The sequence below is a fragment of the Tatumella sp. UBA2305 genome (assembly GCF_002345795.1).
GTDB lineage: Bacteria > Pseudomonadota > Gammaproteobacteria > Enterobacterales > Enterobacteriaceae > Tatumella > Tatumella morbirosei.
The window spans coordinates 297,358-318,434 of sequence record NZ_DDVT01000015.1 but is presented as its reverse complement, the minus strand read 5'-3'; the positions used below and the strand labels follow the sequence as shown (position 1 = coordinate 318,434).

At 47.5% G+C, this 21,077-nt stretch carries 19 protein-coding genes, 1 tRNA gene and 2 other RNA genes; 13 read left to right on the top strand and 9 right to left on the bottom strand.

Annotation, left to right across the window (positions count from 1 at the left end; translation table 11 throughout):
• The first annotated feature begins 265 nt into the window (after window positions 1-265).
• Complete coding sequence (hns, locus tag B3Z23_RS07875) at window positions 266-673, top strand: histone-like nucleoid-structuring protein H-NS (RefSeq protein WP_294906462.1); 408 nt, start codon at window positions 266-268, stop codon at window positions 671-673.
• Between the two features lie 90 nt (window positions 674-763).
• Here hns and B3Z23_RS07870 read toward each other — a convergent pair whose 3' ends face one another.
• From B3Z23_RS07870 to rssB, 3 genes are all read right to left on the bottom strand, one after another.
• Window positions 764-1,771 (bottom strand): NAD-dependent epimerase, encoded by a 1,008-nt coding sequence (locus B3Z23_RS07870; protein ID WP_294906459.1) that lies wholly within the window; start codon window positions 1,769-1,771, stop codon window positions 764-766.
• Window positions 1,772-2,009: 238 nt separating this feature from the next.
• Window positions 2,010-2,909 (bottom strand): UTP--glucose-1-phosphate uridylyltransferase GalU, encoded by a 900-nt coding sequence (galU, locus tag B3Z23_RS07865; RefSeq protein ID WP_294906456.1) that lies wholly within the window; start codon window positions 2,907-2,909, stop codon window positions 2,010-2,012.
• A gap of 173 nt (window positions 2,910-3,082) precedes the next feature.
• Window positions 3,083-4,108: a two-component system response regulator RssB gene (gene rssB, locus B3Z23_RS07860; protein WP_294906453.1), complete on the bottom strand. Its 1,026-nt coding sequence runs from the start codon at window positions 4,106-4,108 to the stop codon at window positions 3,083-3,085.
• 225 nt (window positions 4,109-4,333) lie between these two features.
• Here rssB and B3Z23_RS07855 point away from each other — a divergent pair, with 225 nt between their 5' ends.
• The 6 genes from B3Z23_RS07855 to xthA all read left to right on the top strand — a co-directional run bounded on the left by B3Z23_RS07855 (window position 4,334) and on the right by xthA (window position 7,269).
• Window positions 4,334-4,795 (top strand): YchJ family protein, encoded by a 462-nt coding sequence (locus tag B3Z23_RS07855; protein ID WP_294906450.1) that lies wholly within the window; start codon window positions 4,334-4,336, stop codon window positions 4,793-4,795.
• A 54-nt stretch (window positions 4,796-4,849) separates the two neighbouring features.
• Window positions 4,850-5,698, top strand: coding sequence for a formyltetrahydrofolate deformylase (gene purU / locus B3Z23_RS07850; RefSeq protein WP_294907669.1), 849 nt, complete (start codon window positions 4,850-4,852; stop codon window positions 5,696-5,698).
• 144 nt (window positions 5,699-5,842) lie between these two features.
• Window positions 5,843-5,927: transfer RNA gene (locus tag B3Z23_RS07845), tRNA-Tyr, on the top strand.
• Between the two features lie 40 nt (window positions 5,928-5,967).
• Window positions 5,968-6,093: non-coding RNA, RtT sRNA (locus tag B3Z23_RS07840), on the top strand.
• Window positions 6,094-6,133: 40 nt separating this feature from the next.
• Window positions 6,134-6,259: non-coding RNA, RtT sRNA (locus B3Z23_RS07835), on the top strand.
• 203 nt (window positions 6,260-6,462) lie between these two features.
• On the top strand, window positions 6,463-7,269 hold the full coding sequence (gene xthA / locus B3Z23_RS07830; protein WP_294906447.1) for an exodeoxyribonuclease III: 807 nt from the start codon (window positions 6,463-6,465) through the stop codon (window positions 7,267-7,269).
• 26 nt (window positions 7,270-7,295) lie between these two features.
• Here the strand turns inward: xthA and B3Z23_RS07825 are convergent, their stop codons facing one another.
• The 3 genes from B3Z23_RS07825 to B3Z23_RS07815 form a co-directional block, all read right to left on the bottom strand.
• Window positions 7,296-7,586: a DUF1496 domain-containing protein gene (locus B3Z23_RS07825; RefSeq protein ID WP_294906445.1), complete on the bottom strand. Its 291-nt coding sequence runs from the start codon at window positions 7,584-7,586 to the stop codon at window positions 7,296-7,298.
• A gap of 2 nt (window positions 7,587-7,588) precedes the next feature.
• The gene (locus B3Z23_RS07820; protein WP_294906443.1) at window positions 7,589-9,502 is read right to left on the bottom strand and encodes a DNA topoisomerase III; all 1,914 of its coding nucleotides are present in this window, start codon (window positions 9,500-9,502) and stop codon (window positions 7,589-7,591) included.
• Between the two features lie 147 nt (window positions 9,503-9,649).
• Window positions 9,650-10,198 (bottom strand): NAD(P)H nitroreductase, encoded by a 549-nt coding sequence (locus B3Z23_RS07815; RefSeq protein WP_294906440.1) that lies wholly within the window; start codon window positions 10,196-10,198, stop codon window positions 9,650-9,652.
• 171 nt (window positions 10,199-10,369) lie between these two features.
• Here B3Z23_RS07815 and sppA point away from each other — a divergent pair, with 171 nt between their 5' ends.
• Window positions 10,370-12,235, top strand: a complete 1,866-nt coding sequence (gene sppA, locus B3Z23_RS07810; protein ID WP_294906438.1) for a signal peptide peptidase SppA — start codon at window positions 10,370-10,372, stop codon at window positions 12,233-12,235.
• A gap of 100 nt (window positions 12,236-12,335) precedes the next feature.
• Window positions 12,336-13,349: an asparaginase gene (gene ansA / locus B3Z23_RS07805; protein WP_294906435.1), complete on the top strand. Its 1,014-nt coding sequence runs from the start codon at window positions 12,336-12,338 to the stop codon at window positions 13,347-13,349.
• A 49-nt stretch (window positions 13,350-13,398) separates the two neighbouring features.
• On the opposite strand, the gene B3Z23_RS07800 is transcribed toward ansA, so the two are convergent.
• Both B3Z23_RS07800 and msrB read right to left on the bottom strand, forming a co-directional pair.
• The gene (locus tag B3Z23_RS07800; RefSeq protein WP_294906432.1) at window positions 13,399-13,680 is read right to left on the bottom strand and encodes a YeaC family protein; all 282 of its coding nucleotides are present in this window, start codon (window positions 13,678-13,680) and stop codon (window positions 13,399-13,401) included.
• A 3-nt stretch (window positions 13,681-13,683) separates the two neighbouring features.
• Window positions 13,684-14,097 carry a peptide-methionine (R)-S-oxide reductase MsrB gene (msrB, locus tag B3Z23_RS07795; RefSeq protein WP_294906429.1) on the bottom strand — a complete coding sequence of 138 codons (414 nt, stop codon included), beginning with the start codon at window positions 14,095-14,097 and terminating at the stop codon, window positions 13,684-13,686.
• A gap of 319 nt (window positions 14,098-14,416) precedes the next feature.
• Here msrB and gapA point away from each other — a divergent pair, with 319 nt between their 5' ends.
• Window positions 14,417-15,415, top strand: coding sequence for a glyceraldehyde-3-phosphate dehydrogenase (gapA, locus tag B3Z23_RS07790; protein ID WP_038020825.1), 999 nt, complete (start codon window positions 14,417-14,419; stop codon window positions 15,413-15,415).
• Window positions 15,416-15,501: 86 nt separating this feature from the next.
• On the top strand, window positions 15,502-16,377 hold the full coding sequence (locus B3Z23_RS07785) for a D-hexose-6-phosphate mutarotase (RefSeq protein WP_294906424.1): 876 nt from the start codon (window positions 15,502-15,504) through the stop codon (window positions 16,375-16,377).
• A gap of 81 nt (window positions 16,378-16,458) precedes the next feature.
• Here the strand turns inward: B3Z23_RS07785 and B3Z23_RS07780 are convergent, their stop codons facing one another.
• Entirely contained in the window at window positions 16,459-17,208 is a 750-nt protein-coding gene (locus B3Z23_RS07780) for a MipA/OmpV family protein (protein ID WP_294906422.1), read from the bottom strand.
• A 403-nt stretch (window positions 17,209-17,611) separates the two neighbouring features.
• On the opposite strand from B3Z23_RS07780, the gene B3Z23_RS07775 reads away from it, so the two are divergent.
• Together B3Z23_RS07775 and B3Z23_RS07770 are read left to right on the top strand one after the other, a co-directional pair.
• A complete protein-coding gene (locus B3Z23_RS07775) occupies window positions 17,612-19,546 on the top strand; it encodes a PrkA family serine protein kinase (RefSeq protein WP_038020827.1) in 1,935 nt (644 codons plus the stop codon).
• A gap of 88 nt (window positions 19,547-19,634) precedes the next feature.
• Window positions 19,635-20,909 carry a YeaH/YhbH family protein gene (locus B3Z23_RS07770; protein ID WP_294906417.1) on the top strand — a complete coding sequence of 425 codons (1,275 nt, stop codon included), beginning with the start codon at window positions 19,635-19,637 and terminating at the stop codon, window positions 20,907-20,909.
• The last annotated feature ends 168 nt before the right edge of the window (window positions 20,910-21,077 follow it).

Genomic DNA, 21,077 nt, shown 5'->3' with positions numbered 1-21,077 from the left:
CTCTGAAGTACAAAGTAATAAGTGTCATCCCGACATATCCAATGCATACAAAATGAGCATTGTCAGATATATCTGTATTTTAGGCATTTCCATTGCGAATATTTAACACTTGCCTGTTATTTTGACAGCAGTTATCTGTTTTGTTCTAAAGTAACAGCTAAATTAATTTGTCAATAATGCCATAGTTATTAGTTGCAGTAAATTTTACCTCAGACTATGATTATAATCTTCTGCATAATAACCAATTAATTGTGAGATCCGGACAATGAGCGATGCGATTAAATCGTTGAATAATATTCGTACACTTCGTGCGCAGGCCAGAGAATATACTATTGAAACTCTGGAAGAGATGCTTGAGAAGTTTGAAGTTATCGTTAATGAACGTCGTGAAGAAGAATCTCAGGCTGCTGCACAAAATTCAGAGCGTTTACTTAAACTGGAACAATATCGTGAAATGCTGATTGCTGACGGTATTGACCCTAATGAACTCCTACAGGCCGTTGCTGCTGCTAAACCTGCGGTTAAAGCACGTCGTGCCGCACGCCCAGCCAAATATCAGTATACTGATGAGGCCGGAGAAATTCGTACCTGGACTGGTCAGGGGCGTACTCCGGCAGTCATCAGAAAAGCCATTGAATCAGACGGCAAAAACCTGGAAGACTTTGCTCTTTAAACTGACAGGTTAGTTTTCATTCTCCGGTAAGTTCTTACTGAAACCGGTTAGCCGGTAACATTACAGGAGGGTGAATACCCTCCTTTTTTTTCATACCTTATAATAGTCTCTGTACCAGCTAACAAACTTCCTGACCCCTTCTCGTACCGAAGTATGAGGCTTAAAATTGATCAGGTTATATAACCCGGCAGTGTCTGCGCTGGTATCCAAAACATCCCCAGCCTGCAACGGTAACATATTCTTTTTGGCCGTAATTCCTAATGCCTCTTCCAGTGCAGTGATGTAATCCATCAGAGCAACCGGCTGACTGTTACCAATATTATAGATACTGTAGGGTGCAGAACTTTTCGCTGCAGAACCGTTTTCTACCGTCCAGTATGGGTCGGATTGTGGAATTTTATCTTGTAGATGAAAAATTGCTTCAACGATATCATCAATATATGTGAAATCACGTTGCATTTTCCCATAGTTATAAACATCAATAGCTTTACCTGCCAGCATGGCGCGGGTAAATGTAAACAACGCCATGTCAGGACGCCCCCAGGGGCCATACACCGTAAAAAAGCGTAAGCCGGTCACGGGTAGCTGATATAGATGAGAATAACTATGGCTCATCAGTTCATTAGCCTTTTTGGTTGCTGCATATAAAGAGACCGGATGATCCACGCTGTCTTCAGTGGAAAATGGCAGTTTACGGTTTAAACCATAGACTGAACTTGAGCTGGCGTAGAGCAGATGCTCAATTTTATAAAGTCGACAGCCTTCCAGGACATTGAGATGCCCGACAACATTTGAATCCACATAAGCATGCGGATTTTCCAGTGAATAGCGAACACCAGCCTGCGCAGCCAGATGAATGACTCGCTGAAAAGAATAACGGCTGAATAATGACTCCATCCCGGCTTTGTCGACTATATCAACCTGCTCAAAAGTAAAGCAGGGGAAAGCCTTGAGTAATTCTGCCCGGTCCTGTTTTAGCCGGACATCATAATAATCATTCAGATTATCGATGCCTACAACATGGTACCCTGCTTCCAGCAAACGCCGGCAGACAGTAAAACCAATAAACCCTGCTGCGCCTGTCACCAGATAGTTCATTTTTGCCTCTTTTCAGCTTACATATATATGGCTGTTATCAATCCCGTCATTACTTCTGTCAGAATGATACAGGTGTCAGGGCGCAATTATCACCGATTATTTTAGCTATCTGTCATTTATACCACTCAGGTCTTTGCCACTAAAAAAAAGGTCATACACAATGGCATGACCCTGAATACCTTAAACTGATGTCATTTAACTACAGGGGGGCTCTGCGATCTGAGCACCTGGCGGCATATCAGCTTACCGTTTTATTTAACCAGTTTTTAAAATCTTCGCCCAACACCGGGTGGCGCACACCGTATTCGACAAATGCCTGCATGTAACCCAGCTTGTTGCCACAGTCATGGCTGAGGCCCTTGAGGTGATACGCTTCTACAGTCTCTTTTTCCATCAACATCGCAATGGAATCAGTTAACTGTACTTCGCCACCGGCTCCCGGAGGCGTTTTAGCCAGCAGCGGCCAGATATGCTCAGAAAGTACGTAGCGACCCACAACCGCAAGGTTAGAAGGTGCTTCAGTGGCTTTTGGCTTTTCAACCACACCGACCATTGGTGCACTCTGGCCGGGTTGCAGCTCGATTCCCTGACAGTCAACCACACCGTAGGCGGTGACATCAGCTACCGGCTCAACCATGATCTGGCTGCGACCGGTTTCATCAAACCGGTGTATCATCTCTGCCAGATTCTCCTGTTGCAGATTCGATTCATATTCATCGATGATCACATCTGGCAGGATAACCGCAAAAGGTTCATCTCCTACCAGTGGATGTGCACACATCACTGCATGTCCCAGCCCTTTTGCAACGCCCTGACGCACCTGCATAATGGTAACGTGTGGAGGACAGATGCTTTGAATTTCATCAAGTAACTGACGTTTAACTCGTTTTTCCAGCATAGCTTCTAATTCGAAGCTGGTATCGAAGTGGTTTTCAATAGAGTTTTTAGAAGAGTGTGTGACCAGAATAATTTCATGAATACCGGCAGCAATACATTCGTTCACCACATACTGGATCAACGGCTTATCAACCAGAGGCAGCATCTCTTTTGGAATGGCCTTGGTTGCCGGCAACATACGGGTTCCTAATCCCGCGACCGGAATTACCGCTTTTTTTACTTTTGATTTATAAGCAGACATCAAATTACCTCACTGGTGGGCAAGTATTGCCCATAGGATTTTTTGTTTTTAACAGCCACAGTATATCAGTTGATCGCCCCCGGATTGCGCCTGAAAGCGTAATCACAGGTAATTTAGGAATTATACTAACCCGTAATTTACTCTGCCAGGTAAGAAACTTACATAATTATTGTTTATGAAAACTGATCATTTGCACCGAGCATTAGTTTCAGGTTTCCTCCGGATCCGCTGATACTACAATCGCATGCTTTCAGAGAAAAACTGTGCTGTGTGGCATGTATATGTTCAAAAGTTCCCAGCGGGATACCCGTATCCAATTCAAGCCTGATACCATCAATTGAAATGACAGTGTGTAAACCTGCCGGAACAAGTAACAGCTGGTGCTGGGCCTGGTTATAATAACCTACCAGTAGAGGAAACTGCCCTGTCATTCCTGCATCCTGAAGTAATCTGTTGATATCATGAAGCACAGTATTGAGCTCAGGTAACTGCTGATGGTTATCAGCGATTTGTTTCTGCAATAATTCATTAAACATAACCCGCAACAATAGCGCCGCCATAATACCATTATCACCTGAGCGGGTGACATCAAGGATATAGAAACCAAGCTGATAATCCGAAAGCGCAGCTATGTCAAATACTAAGCCGGGGTCCCCTGTGCAGGTCAGTTGACGGTAATTCACCTGTGTGTTCGCTAAAGACTGGCGAATGGGTGGCTGTAGCTGTTTAATCAGCCTGACAGCTTTATCGGGTTGCTGTATAAGATCATCCCAACTATCGAAGAGTTGTTCATCTTCTTTAACCTTGGAGGCAAACATAGAAGGATAGAGGCATTCCAGAATAACATCCCTAACCCGCTCCATGTCGTCAAGTGGTTTCAGTAATACATCCTGTACCCCCAGCCGTAACATGCCAGCAATTTCTGATACATCTTCACTGGCAGTAATAATGACGACCGGGAGGGCATTGCCACGGATACGAAGTTGCTGAACAAATTCATCGCCTCGCATCACTGGCATGTTGAGATCGCAAATGACCAGATCCACCGGGTAGTGGTCTATCAGATTAAGCGCAGCTTTACCGTCTCTGGCTGGCAAAGTGTTACCGCCTAAACTCTCAACAAAACCACAAATCAACGAAGAGAAGACGACTTCATCTTCAACGACTAAAATATTTTTACCGGACAATGGGTTACTCATTAAAAATACCTGTTCTTCTTCTCAGAGTTATCAAGTTCGTCTCTGCAGGAATAGATACCCAACAGTCTTAAGCACTGAATCCTGTCCTTATGAACTTTTGTCAGTAAGAGAATCTGCGGCTTTTGTATAGTATAGTTCATCCTCGGCCTTTCACATGTCAGCCTGAATTAACCGATTCAGGCCGCAAAAAAGCGTTACCCATTTTTAGAATTTAACGGAGACACAGTGCCCAGCGAACCCTGTCCTTGCGGAAGCCAGCAGAGCTATAACGACTGTTGTGGCCAGTATATCAGCGGAACTCATATTGCACCGGACGCTGAATCACTGATGCGTTCCCGCTACACTGCTTATCAGCGCGGAGATGTCTTGTGGCTGGTCGAAACCTGGCATAAATCACAGCGAAGTCCCGAACTTGAAGCGCTTATTTCCACTCATCTGTCCGGGACAGACTGGCTGGGACTGAACGTTATCTCACACGACTATAATAATAATAGTCAGGAGGCATTTGTTACTTTTTTTGCCCGATATTGCGAAAAAAATCAAACTTCTGCGATTTACGAACGGTCCCGCTTTATCAGAGAAGAACAACACTGGTATTATATTGATGGCGTTCATCTGCAGGCGGGCAGAAACGATACCTGCCCTTGCGGTTCTGGCAGGAAATATAAAAAATGTTGTGGTCAGTAGCAATTTAGCCACATTTGCACGACAGAAATTAGATTCGACAGGATAATGCGTACAATGCAAGCCCAGACGTTACAGAGAAAAGTTTTACGAACCATCTGTCCTGATGCTAAAGGACTCATCGCTAAAATTACCAATATTTGTTACAAGCACGAACTGAATATTGTCCAGAATAATGAATTCGTCGACCATCGTACCGGCCGTTTTTTTATGCGTACCGAGCTGGAAGGCATTTTTAACGATACGACGTTGCTGGCAGATTTAGACAGTGCACTACCTGGCGGATCGGTACGTGAACTGCAACCTGCGGGACGCCGCCGTGTCGTCATAATGGTGACCAAAGAAGCTCATTGTCTTGGCGATCTATTGATGAAAAGTACCTTTGGCGGTCTGGATATGGAAATTGCCGCAGTAATTGGTAATCATGAAACCCTGCGTTCGCTGGTAGAAAGGTTTGATATCCCATTTGTGCTGCTCAGCCATGAGGGACTGACCCGCGAAGACCACGATATGCGTATGGCTGATGAGATTGAACGTTATCAGCCTGACTACGTTGTCCTTGCAAAATACATGCGTGTTCTCACCCCCGAATTTGTCAAACGGTTTCCCAACCAGATCATTAATATTCATCACTCTTTTCTGCCTGCCTTTATCGGCGCCCGCCCCTACCATCAGGCCTACGAGCGCGGAGTGAAGATCATTGGTGCGACTGCACACTATGTAAATGATAACCTGGATGAAGGTCCAATCATTATGCAGGACGTTATTCATGTTGATCACAGTTTCACTGCTGACGATATGATGCGTGCAGGACGAGATGTAGAGAAGAATGCCCTTAGCCGCGCTCTGGATAAAGTGCTGGCACAACGGGTATTTGTTTATGGAAACCGAACCATTATTCTGTAAAAACTGACTGCAAAATACGCATGTCATTAATTTACCGTGTAAAAAACAGGCAAACGATGAAAAATATCCGTTTTGCCTGTTTACACACTCAGAAGTTCTGTTAATATGCACCCCGCTCTGACAGGTTACAGAGCATCACAATAAGGTGGGATTCCCGAGCGGCCAAAGGGAGCAGACTGTAAATCTGCCGTCACAGACTTCGAAGGTTCGAATCCTTCTCCCACCACCATCTTAACATGGCACTTCAGCCAGACATTCCCGATAAGCTTGCAGATTCTCCATGGAGAAGGACGAGAACCTTCGATAAGGTTTGAGCCGAACAACGTGAGGCAACGTGCTTCAGCACGGCCCGCAGGGCGAGCCGGTTACGGCGAGTCATCCTTCTCCCACCACCATCTTAATGTGGCACTTCAGCCAGATATTCCAGATAAACTTACAGACTCTTCACAGAGAAGGACGAGAACCTTCGACAAGGTTTGAGCCGAACAACGTGAGGCAACGAGCTTCAGCACGGCCCGCAGGGCGAGCCAGTTACGGCGAGTCATCCTTCTCCCACCACCCTCTTAATATGGCACCTCAGCCAGATATTTCAGATAAGTGTACAGGTCACCCGTCCTCATCTGTTATAGATTTTCCACATACTCCCCGGTCGGGAATACTCTTTTTCCTGAATTGCCCAATCGATATCCCTGCCCTTGCCTGCGGTGACATTCATAAAAAAAATCGCTACCATCGCGGTTAACTTCTATGACACTGGTAAAAATATGAAATTTGTTTCTTTCAATATCAATGGACTCAGAGCTCGCCCACACCAGCTAGCTGCACTGGTCGAAAACCTTCAGCCGGATGTTATCGGATTACAGGAAACTAAAGTCCACGATGATATGTTTCCTCTGGAAGAAGTTCAGAAACTTGGTTACCACGTTTTCTTCCATGGTCAGAAAGGCCATTACGGTGTTGCGTTACTGACGAAAGCCGAACCGGTTAACGTACAACGCGGTTTCCTGACTGATGATGAAGATGCCCAACGGCGGATTATCATGGCTGATATTCCTTCTCCCATCGGTAACATAACAGTAATTAACGGATATTTCCCACAGGGTGAAAGCCGTGACCATCCGGTGAAATTCCCGGCTAAAGATAAATTTTATCAGGATTTACAAAATCATCTGGAAACTCAACTCAACCCTGATAATCCGGTGTTGATTATGGGGGATATGAATATCAGTTGTACTGATAGCGACATTGGAATTGGTGAAGACAACCGTAAACGTTGGTTAAGAACCGGAAAATGCTCATTCCTTCCGGAAGAACGTGAATGGATGGATAAGCTGTTAGGCTGGGGCCTCACGGATACATGGCGCGCGGCCAATCCACTGGTGGAAGATCGCTTCTCCTGGTTTGACTACCGTTCAAAAGGTTTCGACGATAACCGCGGATTACGAATCGACCTACTGCTGGCCAGCCAGCCTCTGGCCTCCAGATGTATCGCTACCGGAATTGACTATGATATCCGCAGCATGGAAAAACCTTCTGACCATGCTCCTGTCTGGGCTGAGTTCAAACTCTGAACAATTTGCCGTAATATCGCTGAGCCTTAACGGTTCAGCGGTTTCCAGATCAAAGGCATCGTTCCGGTAATATTCCGGTCGCGGCCACACTGCATTATCACAGGACCGGCGTTAATCACTGCTCCTTCAGAGTAACGCTGATTATTATACCAACACAGGCGGTTACTATCCTGCCAGCCGGTACGGCTATAATTCCTCGCCGTCAAAACCTGACCGGGATCGACATCCAGTCGGACCGCGCCTCCACTTCCGGTATGCAGCGAACAAAATGCTGAAAAAGAACAGAAACCGGCGGTTATCAGCAGTAGAAAACGCATAGTTATTCCTCCGTGACAGGTTTTTTCTTCCTTTTAGCCGCCCCTTTGCGTGGAGCTGCAGGCAGCTGCCTTAAAATTTGAACTGGTGGTGCTCGTCTTGCTTCACCTATCAGAGTGTGCAATGTCTCCACCAGCGGATGCATAAAATCCTGGTAACGAAAGTTTTTCTCACTGATACTGGTGAGCATCGATTCCCAGTGCGCAGTCATATCCGGACTCGCTGCAGGCTGAGGAAGCGCATGAATCAACGCTTTTCCGACAGCCGTCGAATGAATATAACGTCCTTTCTTCTCAAGAAAGCCACGTTTGAACAGAAGCTCGATGATTCCGGCCCGGGTCGCCTCTGTCCCTAAACCATCGGTCTCTCTCAGTACTTTCTTTAGCGCTTTATCCTGAACAAAACGTGCAATACCAGTCATGGCCGACAATAACGTAGCATCAGTAAAGTAGCGAGGTGGCTGAGTTTTCTTTTCCACCACTTCACCCTTCTCACTCAGTAATTGCTGGCCTTTTTTTACTTCAGGCAATGGTGTCCCGTCATTTTCCTCATCTCGTTCTTTAGCGCCCAACAGTACCCGCCAGCCAGAAACGGAAAGAAAACGGGCTTTAGCGACAAATTTTCCCCCGGCGATTTCCAGTTCAATGACACATTTTCGGTATATAGCTTCAGGACAAAATTGCATCAGATACTGGCGGGCAATCAGCCCATAAATATTCTGTTCATTTTCCGTCAGACGGGTATTACTGCGACGTGCAGTTGGAATAATCGCGTGATGGGCATCCACTTTTTTATTATCCCAACAGCGGTTACGTAAATCCGGATTAAGTTCTTCAGGTAACCTCTGCTGAGGTAAATGAGTGCCAATTGCCTCCATGACAGCATGACGCCCGGCAAAGTGCTCCTCAGGTAAATAACGACAATCAGAACGCGGATAAGTGATAAGTTTATGCGTTTCATAGAGTTTCTGGCAGACATCCAGTACATTCTGCGCGCTCAGTCCAAAGCGTCGTGCCGCTTCAATCTGCAGACTGGAAAGAGAGAATGGTAACGGAGCAATCTCTGATTCGCGCTTATCCTGATAACCGGTGACCAGTGCTGGTTGACCCGCGATACGTTTACAGACATGGTCTGCCAGTGAGCGGTTAAGCAACCGGCCTTCTTCATCCTGCCAGGATTCACAGGCATCACTGGGTACCCATAATGCGGTAAAGCGCTGCTCATTATCGGCCAGAATATGAGCCCTGACTTCAAAAAAATCTTTGGCGACGAAATTAGCAATCTCTTCATCACGCCGCACCACCAGCCCAAGCACCGGTGTCTGCACTCTGCCAACCGACAATACCCCGTTGTACCCCGCATTGCGGCCAAACAGGGTATAAGCCCGTGTCATATTAATACCATAGAGCCAGTCAGCCCTGGCTCTGGCCAGAGCAGAAACACATAACGGGATAAAATCACGGTTTTCGCGTAATTTTTCTATGGCACGTTCTACTGCCTGAGGATTAAGATCGTTGATCAGACAACGTTGTACCGTTGCTTTTTTATCACCACTCAGCTTCAGGTAATCCAGCACTTCATCAACAAGCAACTGACCTTCGCGGTCCGGGTCACCCGCATGAACCACCTGCGTCGCTTGCTGAAGGAGTTCTTCTATCACCCGTAATTGTTTAGCCACTTCCGGGCGCGGCTTAAGTAGCCATTTCTCCGGAACTATCGGTAAATCGGCAAGTGACCAGCGGGCAAAGCGCGGATCATAATTTTCAGGCTGCGCCTGCTCCAGCAGATGGCCAACACACCAGGTCACCACCTGATTATTTCCACAGGCAATAAATCCCTGACCGCGTCGGTGCGGTTTAGGTAACACATCAGCAATAGCCCGGGCGAGACTAGGCTTTTCGGCAATAAACAAACGCATTAACCGCGATATTCCTTTCAGTCGGGTGGCTGTACATCATATCTGTCAGGTCCGGAGTTGAGTGTTCACCGGACCAGGGGTGACCGGGTGCCGGTGACACAGCAGCGAAACTGCCGGAATAGTGCCAGATTCCGCGAGGTTTATCTGTCAGAAATAACTGACAAAAGCAGCAGTATCCTCTGCTGCTACGGGCGGTGCTTTTAATTGTGGCGTTCCCAGATACAGAAAACCAACAATTTTGTCCTGGCTCCTGCAACCAAATGCTTCACGCACACTCTCGCTTTCAGTCCAGGCTCCACTACGCCAGATACCATTATAACCCTGAGCCTGCGCTGCCATCTGCATAGCCATCACCGCACAACCGGCAGACACCACCTGCTCCCACTCTGGCACCTTCGGATGTTCTTCACAGCGGGCAATGACAGTAATAATTAACGGAGCCCTGAAAGGGGCACTTCTGGCTTTTTCAATAGCTTTGTCATCCTGGCCCTCTTTTATTGCAGCCGAAGAAAGCAACTGACTAAAACGCTCGCGGCCTTCCTGTTCAACAATAACAAAATGCCATGGCTTAAGTGCACCGTGATCCGGAGCCCGTAACCCAGCCTGCAGAATATGTTTCAATACGTCACCCTGTGGAGCAGGTTCAGTGAGTCTTCCCGCAGAGCGGCGTTGCAGTAACAATTCCAGTGCGTCCATAAATCCCCCTGATATCGCGATGAATAGTGCTCAGTCTGGCATAACAACGACATTTGTAACAGTCTGCCGGAGATTTCCTGCTGACATTTAGAGCAGTGCTCTTTAGGATGATGCCTGAATGATCAGAACTCAGGCAAAAGATTAGCCTGCAGATAAATTAATGGAGAAATTATGCGCACATTGGGGCGATTCATCGTCAGGCTGTTCTCAGTTGTCTGGCGGGTCTTGAATTTTATCAGGGAATTCATTCTCAACCTGTTCCTTCTATTACTGATTGTGGTCGGTGTAGGTATCTGGTTGCAGGTCAGCGGTGGTTCCTCCGGCTCAGCGAAGACCCTGACAGGCGGCGCGTTAAAAATTGATCTGGATGGGACCATTGTTGATCAGCCTTCCGCCAATAACCGTCTTAGTAAAATTGGCCGTGAAATCATTGGCAGCCGGAGTGAAACTCTGCAACAAAACTCTGTATTCGATATTGTTGATGCTATTCGCCAGGCGAAAGATGACAACAAAATTACCGGTATCGTGCTTGACCTGAGCAATTTTGCCGGAGGTGACCAACCTTCATTACGTTACATCGGCAAGGCATTGCAGGAATTTCGGGATAAAGGTAAACCTGTCTATGCCTATGGTGATAATTTTAGCCAGGCTCAGTACTATCTGGCCAGTTTTGCCAATACCATCTATTTATCGCCACAAGGCGCGGTAGATATTCACGGGATGGCGACTAATAGCCTGTATTTTAAAACCCTGCTCGATACGCTGAAAGTTTCTTCTCATGTGTTCCGTGTCGGGACTTATAAATCTGCGGTTGAGCCTTTCCTGCGTGATGATATGTCGCCTGCGGCGAAAGATGCTGACAATCGTTGGATTAACCAGTTATGGGATAGTTACCTGTCTACCGTGGCCGCCAATCGCAATATTACTCCGCAGCAGGTTTTCCCGGGAGCTGATAACCTGATTGCAGCCCTGAAGGCTGACGACGGTAATACTGCTACCTATGCGCTGAACACCAAACTGGTCGATGGTTTACAGACTCGTGCAGCAGTTGACCAGACCCTGATCAAGAAATTTGGCTGGGACCCTCAGGCCAAAGATTACCGGAATGTCAGTATCTATAATTACCCGGTTAAAGATCCCCATGCGGGCCAGCAAGGTAATATCGCAGTGATTGTCGCTAACGGAGCAATCACCGATGGAGAGGCCAGCGCTGGAAATGTCGGCAGTGATACCACGGTGTCGCAGATTCGTGCCGCACGCCTGAACAAAGATATTAAAGCGATTATCCTGCGGGTAAATAGCCCGGGGGGAAGTGTTACGGCTTCTGAGGCAATTCGTGAGGAACTCATGGCCGCCAAAACTGCCGGCAAGCCAGTCGTGGTATCGATGGGCGGCCTTGCAGCCTCCGGCGGCTACTGGATTTCCACGCCTGGCAGTTACATCATCGCCAGCCCAACCACACTGACTGGCTCTATCGGGATTTTCGGGGTAATTAACACTATCGAAAACTCACTGAGCACCATTGGTGTGCATACCGATGGTGTTTCGACATCGCCGCTTGCAGATGTCTCAACAACCAAAGCCTTGCCTGACCAGGTGCAACAAATGATGCAAATCAGCATCGAAAATGGTTACCGCAACTTCCTGAATCTGGTTGCCGAATCCAGACATAAAACTCCGCAACAGATAGACCAGATTGCGCAGGGACATGTCTGGACCGGAACTGATGCAAAAGCTAATGGTCTGGTGGATGAGTTAGGTGACTTTGACGATGCAGTCAGTAAAGCCGCAGAGCTGGCACATGTCACGACGCCAGTTCTCGACTGGTATCAGGAACAGCCATCTTTCTTTGACCAGGTGCTGGACCAGATGAGCGCTTCAGTCAGTGCGGTGTTACCGGTGAGCGTTAAAGCCTTGCTGCCGGCCCCACTGGTCGAAGTGATGAGCGATATCCAGAAGCAACCGGGCCTGACAGGCAACACTGCCGATCCTCAGAACCGTTATGCTTACTGCATGAACTGTGGTGTATTAAATTAAAAATATGCAGCCTGAACCTTGTTCAGGCTGCTTTTCCCTGCAATTGCTTTTATACTGCCGCCATTCAGTCTCCTGATTAAAACTACCGAACCAGATGCCCATGCAGAAAAAAAATATTTATGTCGCCTATACAGGCGGAACCATTGGTATGCAACGCTCAGCTCATGGCTATGTGCCGGTGTCCGGGCACCTGCAGCAGCAGGTGTTGAACATGCCCGAATTCCACCGTTCTGAAATGCCGGATTTTACTATCCATGAATATCAGCCATTAATGGACTCTTCAGATATGACGCCCGGGGACTGGCAGGTCATTGCTGATGATATCCGGCAAAATTATGAACGTTATGATGGCTTCGTTATTCTGCACGGCACCGATACCATGGCATTTACCGCCTCAGCCTTGTCGTTCATGCTGGAAAACCTCGGTAAGCCAGTTATTGTGACAGGGTCACAGATTCCCCTGGCTGAACTACGATCTGATGGTCAACAAAACTTATTGAATGCACTATTCGTAGCGGCTAACTATCCTGTCAATGAAGTGTCGTTATTCTTTAATAACACTCTGTACCGGGGTAACAGGACCACTAAAGCTCATGCTGATGGGTTTAATGCCTTTGCCTCACCTAACCTCACACCGTTACTGGAAGCCGGCATCCATATTCGTCGGCTAAACACACCGCCGGCCCCTGCCGCAATGGGTCCGTTGAAAGTGCATAAGATTGAACCACAGCCTGTCGGTGTGGTGACGCTCTATCCGGGGATTTCGGCCGAAGTGGTACGTAACTTCCTGCGTCAGCCAGTGAAAGCTCTGATTCTCCGTTCATACGGTGTCGGTAACGCACCGCAAAATCCGGAGTTTCTGAATGAACTCCAACAAGCTTCACAACGCGGTATCGTGGTAGTTAATCTGACACAATGCATTTCGGGCAAGGTGAATATGGGAGGCTATGCTACAGGAAACGCGCTGGAAAATGCCGGAGTGATCAGTGGTTATGACCTGACCGTTGAAGCGACGTTAACCAAACTACACTACCTGCTGACTGCCGGTTATAACGCGCAAGAGATTCGGGCATTAATGCAGCAGAATTTACGCGGTGAATTAACTCCAGATTAAGAAGTAACTGAGTTAGCCGGCCACCGTGCCGGCCATTTTTGTGGTGCACTCAGTTAAGATTCAGCCGGACTGTGTCATCATCAATACCAAACTCCTGCCTGAGCTGTTGTTTGGTTTTAATCACCATATCACCGTCTTTACTGATGGTCATATGGTCCGGATCATCATTATGCTGTGCCTGCCACAGCATTACCAACTGTAAGGTATGCTCCCGTTGTTCAGGCGTTAACGCCACACCATCCGGCCATTTCCCTGTTTCGCTTGCCGTGGCAAGACGCTGATACACTTCCGGAGTCATACCGGCCAGTAAAGTCTGAAGAGTATTATTCATCGGTTATCCCGGAATCACTTTGCCCTGAGGATCGGTAAAATTTAGTGATGCAGAATTCACACAGTAACGCTCTCCGGTCGGTTGCGGACCATCAGGGAAGACATGCCCAAGGTGAGAATCACAGTTGCCACAACGAATCTCCGTGCGATGCATACCATGAGAATTATCTTCAATATAGTGTATCGCACTGTCCGACACCGGCTCATAGAAGCTTGGCCAGCCACATCCTGAGTCATATTTACTGTCAGAATAAAACAGCGGAGCATTACATACCAGACAATGGTAAACCCCTGCCTGTTTATTATGCAGCAGAGCCCCGCTAAATGGCGGTTCAGTTCCACGTTGTTGAGTCACATACTGTTGCATTTCAGTAAGGGTAAATCCCGCAGAATTTCCGTTTTTATTCTCTGACGACATGCTGTATCCATTGACTGTTAACAAAGCTAAATAAGGCGTATTATAACAAACAGGCAACAAAACGGGGCTGGCATTTCGTGCTGACAGCAGAAATACGATAAGTGTTATTTGAAACTGTGACTGCAATCTACTTTTTCCAGTTTGGGTGGCTGCAACAGCTACACATTTGATTAAGCATAATTATCATTCTCCGACAGGTGAAAGCAGGTTCGGGGATTGATCTGCCACAACAATTGACACGATTAAGCTTGACGCCGAAAGCGGTTTTTGTAATTTTACAGCCAACCTTTTATTCAATAACCAATAGCTGGTGGAATATATGACTATCAAAGTAGGTATTAACGGTTTTGGCCGTATCGGTCGTGTTGTTTTTCGCGCTGCGCAACAGCGTTCAGATATCGAGATCGTTGCAATCAACGACTTGCTCGACGCGGATTACATGGCTTACATGCTGAAATATGACTCCACTCATGGCCGGTTTGACGGTACTGTTGAAGTAAAAGACGGTGCACTGATTGTTAACGGTAAAAAAATCCGTGTTACCAGCGAAAGAGACCCGGCGAACCTGAAGTGGGACGAAGTAGGTGTGGATGTCGTTGCAGAAGCGACCGGGATCTTCCTGACAGACGAAACAGCACGTAAGCATATCGCTGCTGGTGCCAAAAAAGTGGTCCTGACCGGTCCTTCTAAAGATGATACCCCAATGTTTGTTCGTGGTGCTAACTTCGACAAATATGCCGGCCAGGATATCGTTTCTAACGCTTCCTGTACCACCAACTGCCTGGCACCACTGGCTAAAGTCATCAATGATAACTTCGGTATCGTTGAAGGTCTGATGACTACAGTTCACGCAACCACCGCCACTCAGAAAACCGTTGATGGTCCGTCTCATAAAGACTGGCGTGGTGGTCGTGGCGCTTCTCAGAACATCATCCCTTCATCTACTGGTGCCGCTAAAGCTGTCGGCAAAGTTCTGCCAGAACTGAACGGTAAACTGACAGGTATGTCACTGCGTGTACCTACTCCTAACGTTTCTGTGGTTGACCTGACTGTTCGCCTGGAAAAATCTGCCACTTATGAGCAGATTAAAGATGCAATTAAAGCCGCGGCTCAGGGTCCAATGAAAGGCGTTCTTGGCTATACCGAAGACGACGTTGTTTCCACCGATTTTAACGGTGAGTCACTGACTTCTGTCTTTGATGCGAAAGCAGGTATCGCTCTGAACGACAAATTTGTGAAACTGGTTTCCTGGTATGACAACGAAACTGGCTACTCACATAAAGTTCTGGATCTGATTGCGCTGGTTGCCGCTAAATAATTCTGATATTTGTGATTACAGATACAGCCACGGGCGACTTCGGTCGCCCTTTTCAATGTCAGGGTAACCATTTTTGAGGTGAGAAGATGCAGGACTCATTATACAAACTGCCGGTAATCCGTCAGATCACCCCTTATATTTCTCAGCGTCAGAAAGATCAGCTACCGCTGATAGTGATTAATCATCCCAAAGTTCATGCTGTGATTGCCCTGCAGGGGGCACATCTTATCTCCTGGCAACCCGCTGATGAGAAACCAGTCATCTGGCTGAGCAGTGAAACCGCTTTCCGGGAAGGAAAAGCGCTGCGCGGCGGCGTTCCTGTATGCTGGCCCTGGTTTGGTCCTGCCGGACAACCTGCGCATGGGTTTGCCCGCACTCTTCCATGGACATTGCTGGCACACGATGAAAACGAGCAAGGTGTCATTTTAACCTTTGGACTAAAGCATACCCCTCAGACCCTGAAATTGTGGCCGCATGAATTTTCATTAATTGCCCGTTTCAGGCTGAGTAGCCATTGTGAAATCGAACTGGAAGCTCACGGGGAATTTGAATCGACCGCCGCCCTGCACAGCTACTTCCAGGTTGATGATATTACCGGGGTTTCTGTCAGTGGGCTGGGACAACCCTTTATTGATAAAGTAACCGATAATGCCGCCGGTCAGCAGACCACAGAACAGACTTATCCTGACCGGGTCGATCGGATTTTTACTGCCGCAGATGACTGTAATGTCATTACTGACCGCCACGGTAAGCGGCAGCTTGAGGTTTATCACCACCATAAAAGTGACGTTGTCACCTGGAATCCGGGCCCTGAACTCTCATGTAGCATGTCGGATATGGCTAATGACGGGTATAAAACGATGGTCTGTGTCGAAACGGCTCGTATTACCACCCCTCTGGTCAGTAAAACTGATCTCCCGGGTCGGTTAGGTGTAACTCTGCGGGTCTCGAAACACCTCTGAATCCAGTTATCTGGTGTTGCACCAAAACTGAACACCTGTGACTAAAAAGGGGCGGTTAAGACCCCTTTTTAGTGCAACTTGTCAGAATGTATAACTGACCCCACTCCAGACCATCACCTGTCCGGATTTAGAAACCATCGGGCTGTCTTTCACTGCGCTGTCAAACCACTGGTAACGGCCTCCGACTCCCAGTTGCCAACGGCTGGACAATGGATACACCGCGCTTACTTCGGCGTACGGATTCCAGCTGTCACCGGAATGATAGGCTGCAATACCCGAGCGGGAAGATTCATCCTGTGAAACTCCGTAGTAATAGCCAGTTTCACGTGCACTATTCCAGCTCAGTCCAACCCCCGGATTCACAGTAAAGCCGCCCAGGGTGAGTGGATAGTGCCAGTCGGTAGTCCAGATCATGCCATTACTTTCACCCAGCACATCACCCACCAGCGAGGTTTTAACTACCCCCCAGTCTGCAGTATGCCGCCACATTCCCCCTGCCATCATGGTAAGATGGCGTTTATCCAGTCGCCGCATACCACTGAAATCATTCTTTTTAGGGCGATATTCCTGGCCTGAACTGGTGATAATCAGAGACAACTGATCACTATTATCTTTCCACAGATAGTAGCCGGCCTGCCAACCAGAGATAAAGAAGTGATCCCCTTCATAGTTCACCAAAGGAAACGGGTAATACCGGTTCTGTCCTCCGTGGTAAGGCGACTGCATATACAAAACAGAAGCTCCGACAGTGAGTGGAGTATTTTCAGCCAGAACCTGGCCTGAGAAGCACGCTGATATGAGGGCGCTGAGGCAATAAAGTGATCTTTTCAAAATGTAACAATCCTGTAATTATTCTGACTGACGCAGTCTATCCTTACAATGCCCTGACGAAAATGATCAGCGCACAGATTGATCATAAATATCCGGTGATAACACCCATTTTGTCCTCTTTTACCCCTTTGAGCTCAGTGTGCCAGCCTGATAGCACAGTTTGTTATTGATATATCGCGAAATAATTCAAATAACATCAGCAAAACTGTCAGATAGTTACTACAGTTAAATTATACGGCTCATTTAAAAACCACTTTTCACCCCTTTCCGGGCATTATCTTTTTATAAAATCATATCCTGGCATAAGGGTTGCTGTACTGATAGCAGAGCCGTATTTCCAGGAGCAGATCCTGCAGAGGCATGCTCCTTTACCTGTGCTAAAACTGAAAGGACGGGCATCGTTATGAATATATTCGATCACTATCGCCAGCGCTATGAAGCGGCCAAAGACGAAGAGTTCACATTGCAGGAATTTCTTTCAATCTGTAAACAGGATCGTAGTGCCTATGCGAATGCTGCCGAACGGCTGCTGACCGCCATCGGCAAGCCGGTAATGGTAGACACAGCCCAGGATCCCCGACTGTCACGTATTTTTTCGAACCGTGTGGTCTCCCGGTACCCTGCGTTTGAAGAGTTCTACGGCATGGAAGACGCTATCGAACAAATTGTCTCTTATCTGAAACATGCCGCCCAGGGACTGGAAGAGAAGAAACAGATTCTTTATCTGCTGGGTCCGGTGGGTGGAGGTAAATCTTCACTGGCCGAACGGCTTAAAGCCCTGATTCAGCGGGTCCCTATTTATGTCCTGACGGCTAATGGTGAACGTAGCCCGGTCAACGACCACCCGTTATGTCTGTTCAATCCTCAGGAGGATGCCGCGATTCTTGAAAAAGAGTATGCCATCCCCCGCCGCTACCTGGGTACCATTATGTCGCCATGGGCAGCCAAACGGCTGCATGAATTCGGAGGCGATATCACTCGTTTTAAAGTAGTGAAAGTCTGGCCATCGATTCTGGAACAACTGGCTATCGCCAAGACTGAACCTGGCGATGAAAATAACCAGGATATATCCGCCCTGGTCGGTAAAGTGGATATCCGCAAACTGGAACACTTTGCCCAGAACGATCCTGATGCTTACAGCTATTCGGGTGCCTTGTGCCGTGCAAACCAGGGGGTGATGGAATTTGTCGAGATGTTTAAGGCACCCATCAAAGTTCTTCACCCGTTGCTGACCGCGACACAGGAAGGTAACTATAACGGCACTGAAGGTATCTCCGCCCTGCCGTTTAACGGCATGATTCTGGCGCACTCAAACGAATCAGAATGGGTGCAGTTCCGTAACAACAAAAATAATGAAGCATTTCTCGACCGTGTGTATATCGTCAAGGTGCCTTACTGCCTGCGGGTATCTGAGGAGATCCGTATTTATGAGAAACTGTTAAATAACAGTGAGCTGACCAGCGTGCCCTGTGCACCTGGAACACTTGAAACACTGGCTCGCTTCATCATTTTGTCACGCCTGAAATCGCCGGAAAACTCCAGCATTTATTCCAAAATGCGGGTCTATGACGGTGAGAGCCTCAAGGATACTGATCCAAAAGCGAAATCCTGGCAGGAATATCATGATTATGCCGGGGTTGATGAAGGCATGAATGGCTTGTCTACCCGTTTTGCGTTCAAAATTTTGTCCCGGGTGTTTAACTTTGATCATACCGAAGTTGCGGCAAACCCGGTGCACCTGTTCTATGTGCTGGAACAACAAATTGAACGTGAACAGTTCCCTCAGGAACAGGCGGATAAATATCTGGAGTTCCTGAAAGGTTATCTGATTCCTAAGTATGCCGAATTTATTGGTAAGGAAATTCAGACCGCCTATCTGGAATCCTACTCCGAGTATGGTCAGAACATTTTCGACCGTTATGTGACTTATGCAGACTTCTGGATTCAGGACCAGGAATATCGTGATCCTGATACCGGTCAGTTATTCGACCGGGAGTCGCTGAATGCTGAGCTGGAGAAAATTGAGAAACCTGCCGGCATAAGCAACCCTAAAGATTTCCGTAATGAAATCGTCAATTTCGTGTTGCGTGCACGGGCACAGAATGGCGGCCGGAATCCGAACTGGACCAGTTACGAGAAACTGCGGACAGTGATTGAGAAAAAAATGTTCTCTAACACTGAAGAGTTGCTACCGGTAATCTCGTTCAATACCAAAACCTCAACCGATGAACAGAAAAAACACGACGATTTTGTCGACCGGATGATGGAGAAAGGATATACCCGTAAACAGGTAAGACTGCTTTGTGAATGGTATTTACGCGTACGTAAATCCTCATAAACCGTCAGTTGCGCCGGAGAGCATCCCGCTTTCCGGCGCCGGACCGGCACGAGCCGGTTCGTATCACAGTGATGTCCGGGAGTGTGCTATGTCCTATTTTATCGATCGGCGTCTGAACGGTAAAAATAAGAGTGCTGTTAACCGGCAGCGCTTTTTACGCCGTTACAAATCACAGATTAAGAAGTCGATCTCTGAAGCCATCAACAAACGTTCAGTGACAGATACCGGCAGTGGAGAGTCCGTATCCATCCCTGTCGATGACATACGTGAACCAATGTTCCATCAGGGCGGCGGAGGCGAACGGGTCAGGGTTCATCCGGGTAACGATCACTTCGTCACCCGTGACCGCATTGAACGTAACCCGGGGGGTGGCGGAGGCGGCAGTGGTCAGGGAGAAGCCAGCCAGCAGGGAGAAGGTCAGGACGAGTTTAGTTTTAATATTTCAAAAGATGAATATCTGGATCTGTTATTCGAAGACCTGGCTTTACCCAATTTGCAGAAAAATAACCATAACCAGGTGACAGAATTCAAAGTTCACCGTGCTGGTTATACCGCTAACGGCGTACCTTCCAATATCAGTGTGGTACGGTCGCTGCAAAATTCACTGGCACGGCGTACTGCCATGACGGCAGGGAAACGTCGTCAGTTGCGTGAACTGGAGCAGGCTTTGGAATCGATTCAATCCCGCGAGCCGATCCAGTTACTCGAGGAGGAACGCTTATCAACAGAAATTACAGAACTGAAGGCAAGCATTGCCAGGGTTCCCTTTATCGATACCTTCGACCTGAGGTATAAAAACTTTGAAAAACGTCCGGAGCCCTCCAGCCAGGCTGTTATGTTCTGTCTGATGGATGTCTCTGGTTCTATGGATCAGCCCACCAAGGATATGGCTAAACGTTTTTATATCCTGCTCTATTTGTTCCTTAGCCGTAGCTATAAAAACGTGGATGTGGTCTATATTCGTCACCATACCCAGGCCAAAGAAGTGGATGAGCAGGAATTCTTTTACTCACAGGAAACCGGAGGAACCATTGTATCGAGTGCGCTTAAGCTAATGGATGAGGTTATCAAAGAGCGCTATGACCCTTTACAGTGGAATATTTATGCTGCGCAGGCATCCGATGGTGATAACTGGGCAGATGACTCACCGTTGTGTCATCAGATTCTGGCCAGCCAGATACTGCCCGTGGTCCGTTACTACAGTTACATTGAAATAACCCGACGCGCCCATCAAACCTTATGGCGTGAATATGAACAATTGCAGAATCAGTTTGGTAATTTTGCAATACAACATATCCGCGAACCCGAAGATATCTATCCGGTCTTCCGTGAGCTGTTCCAGCGACAGAACGCAGATAATTAACCTTGTCCGCAACAGCCGGCAGACAACCGGCTGTTATTTTAGTCTGTCTGCTCAGACGGCTTCATTGTGACTCTTCACTTATTTCGTAATGCCGGCCCCGATGTGATAACCAATTTCAACACGGCACAGAAAACTTGCCTGTGTGATTCTCCTTCTGGCTGAACACCG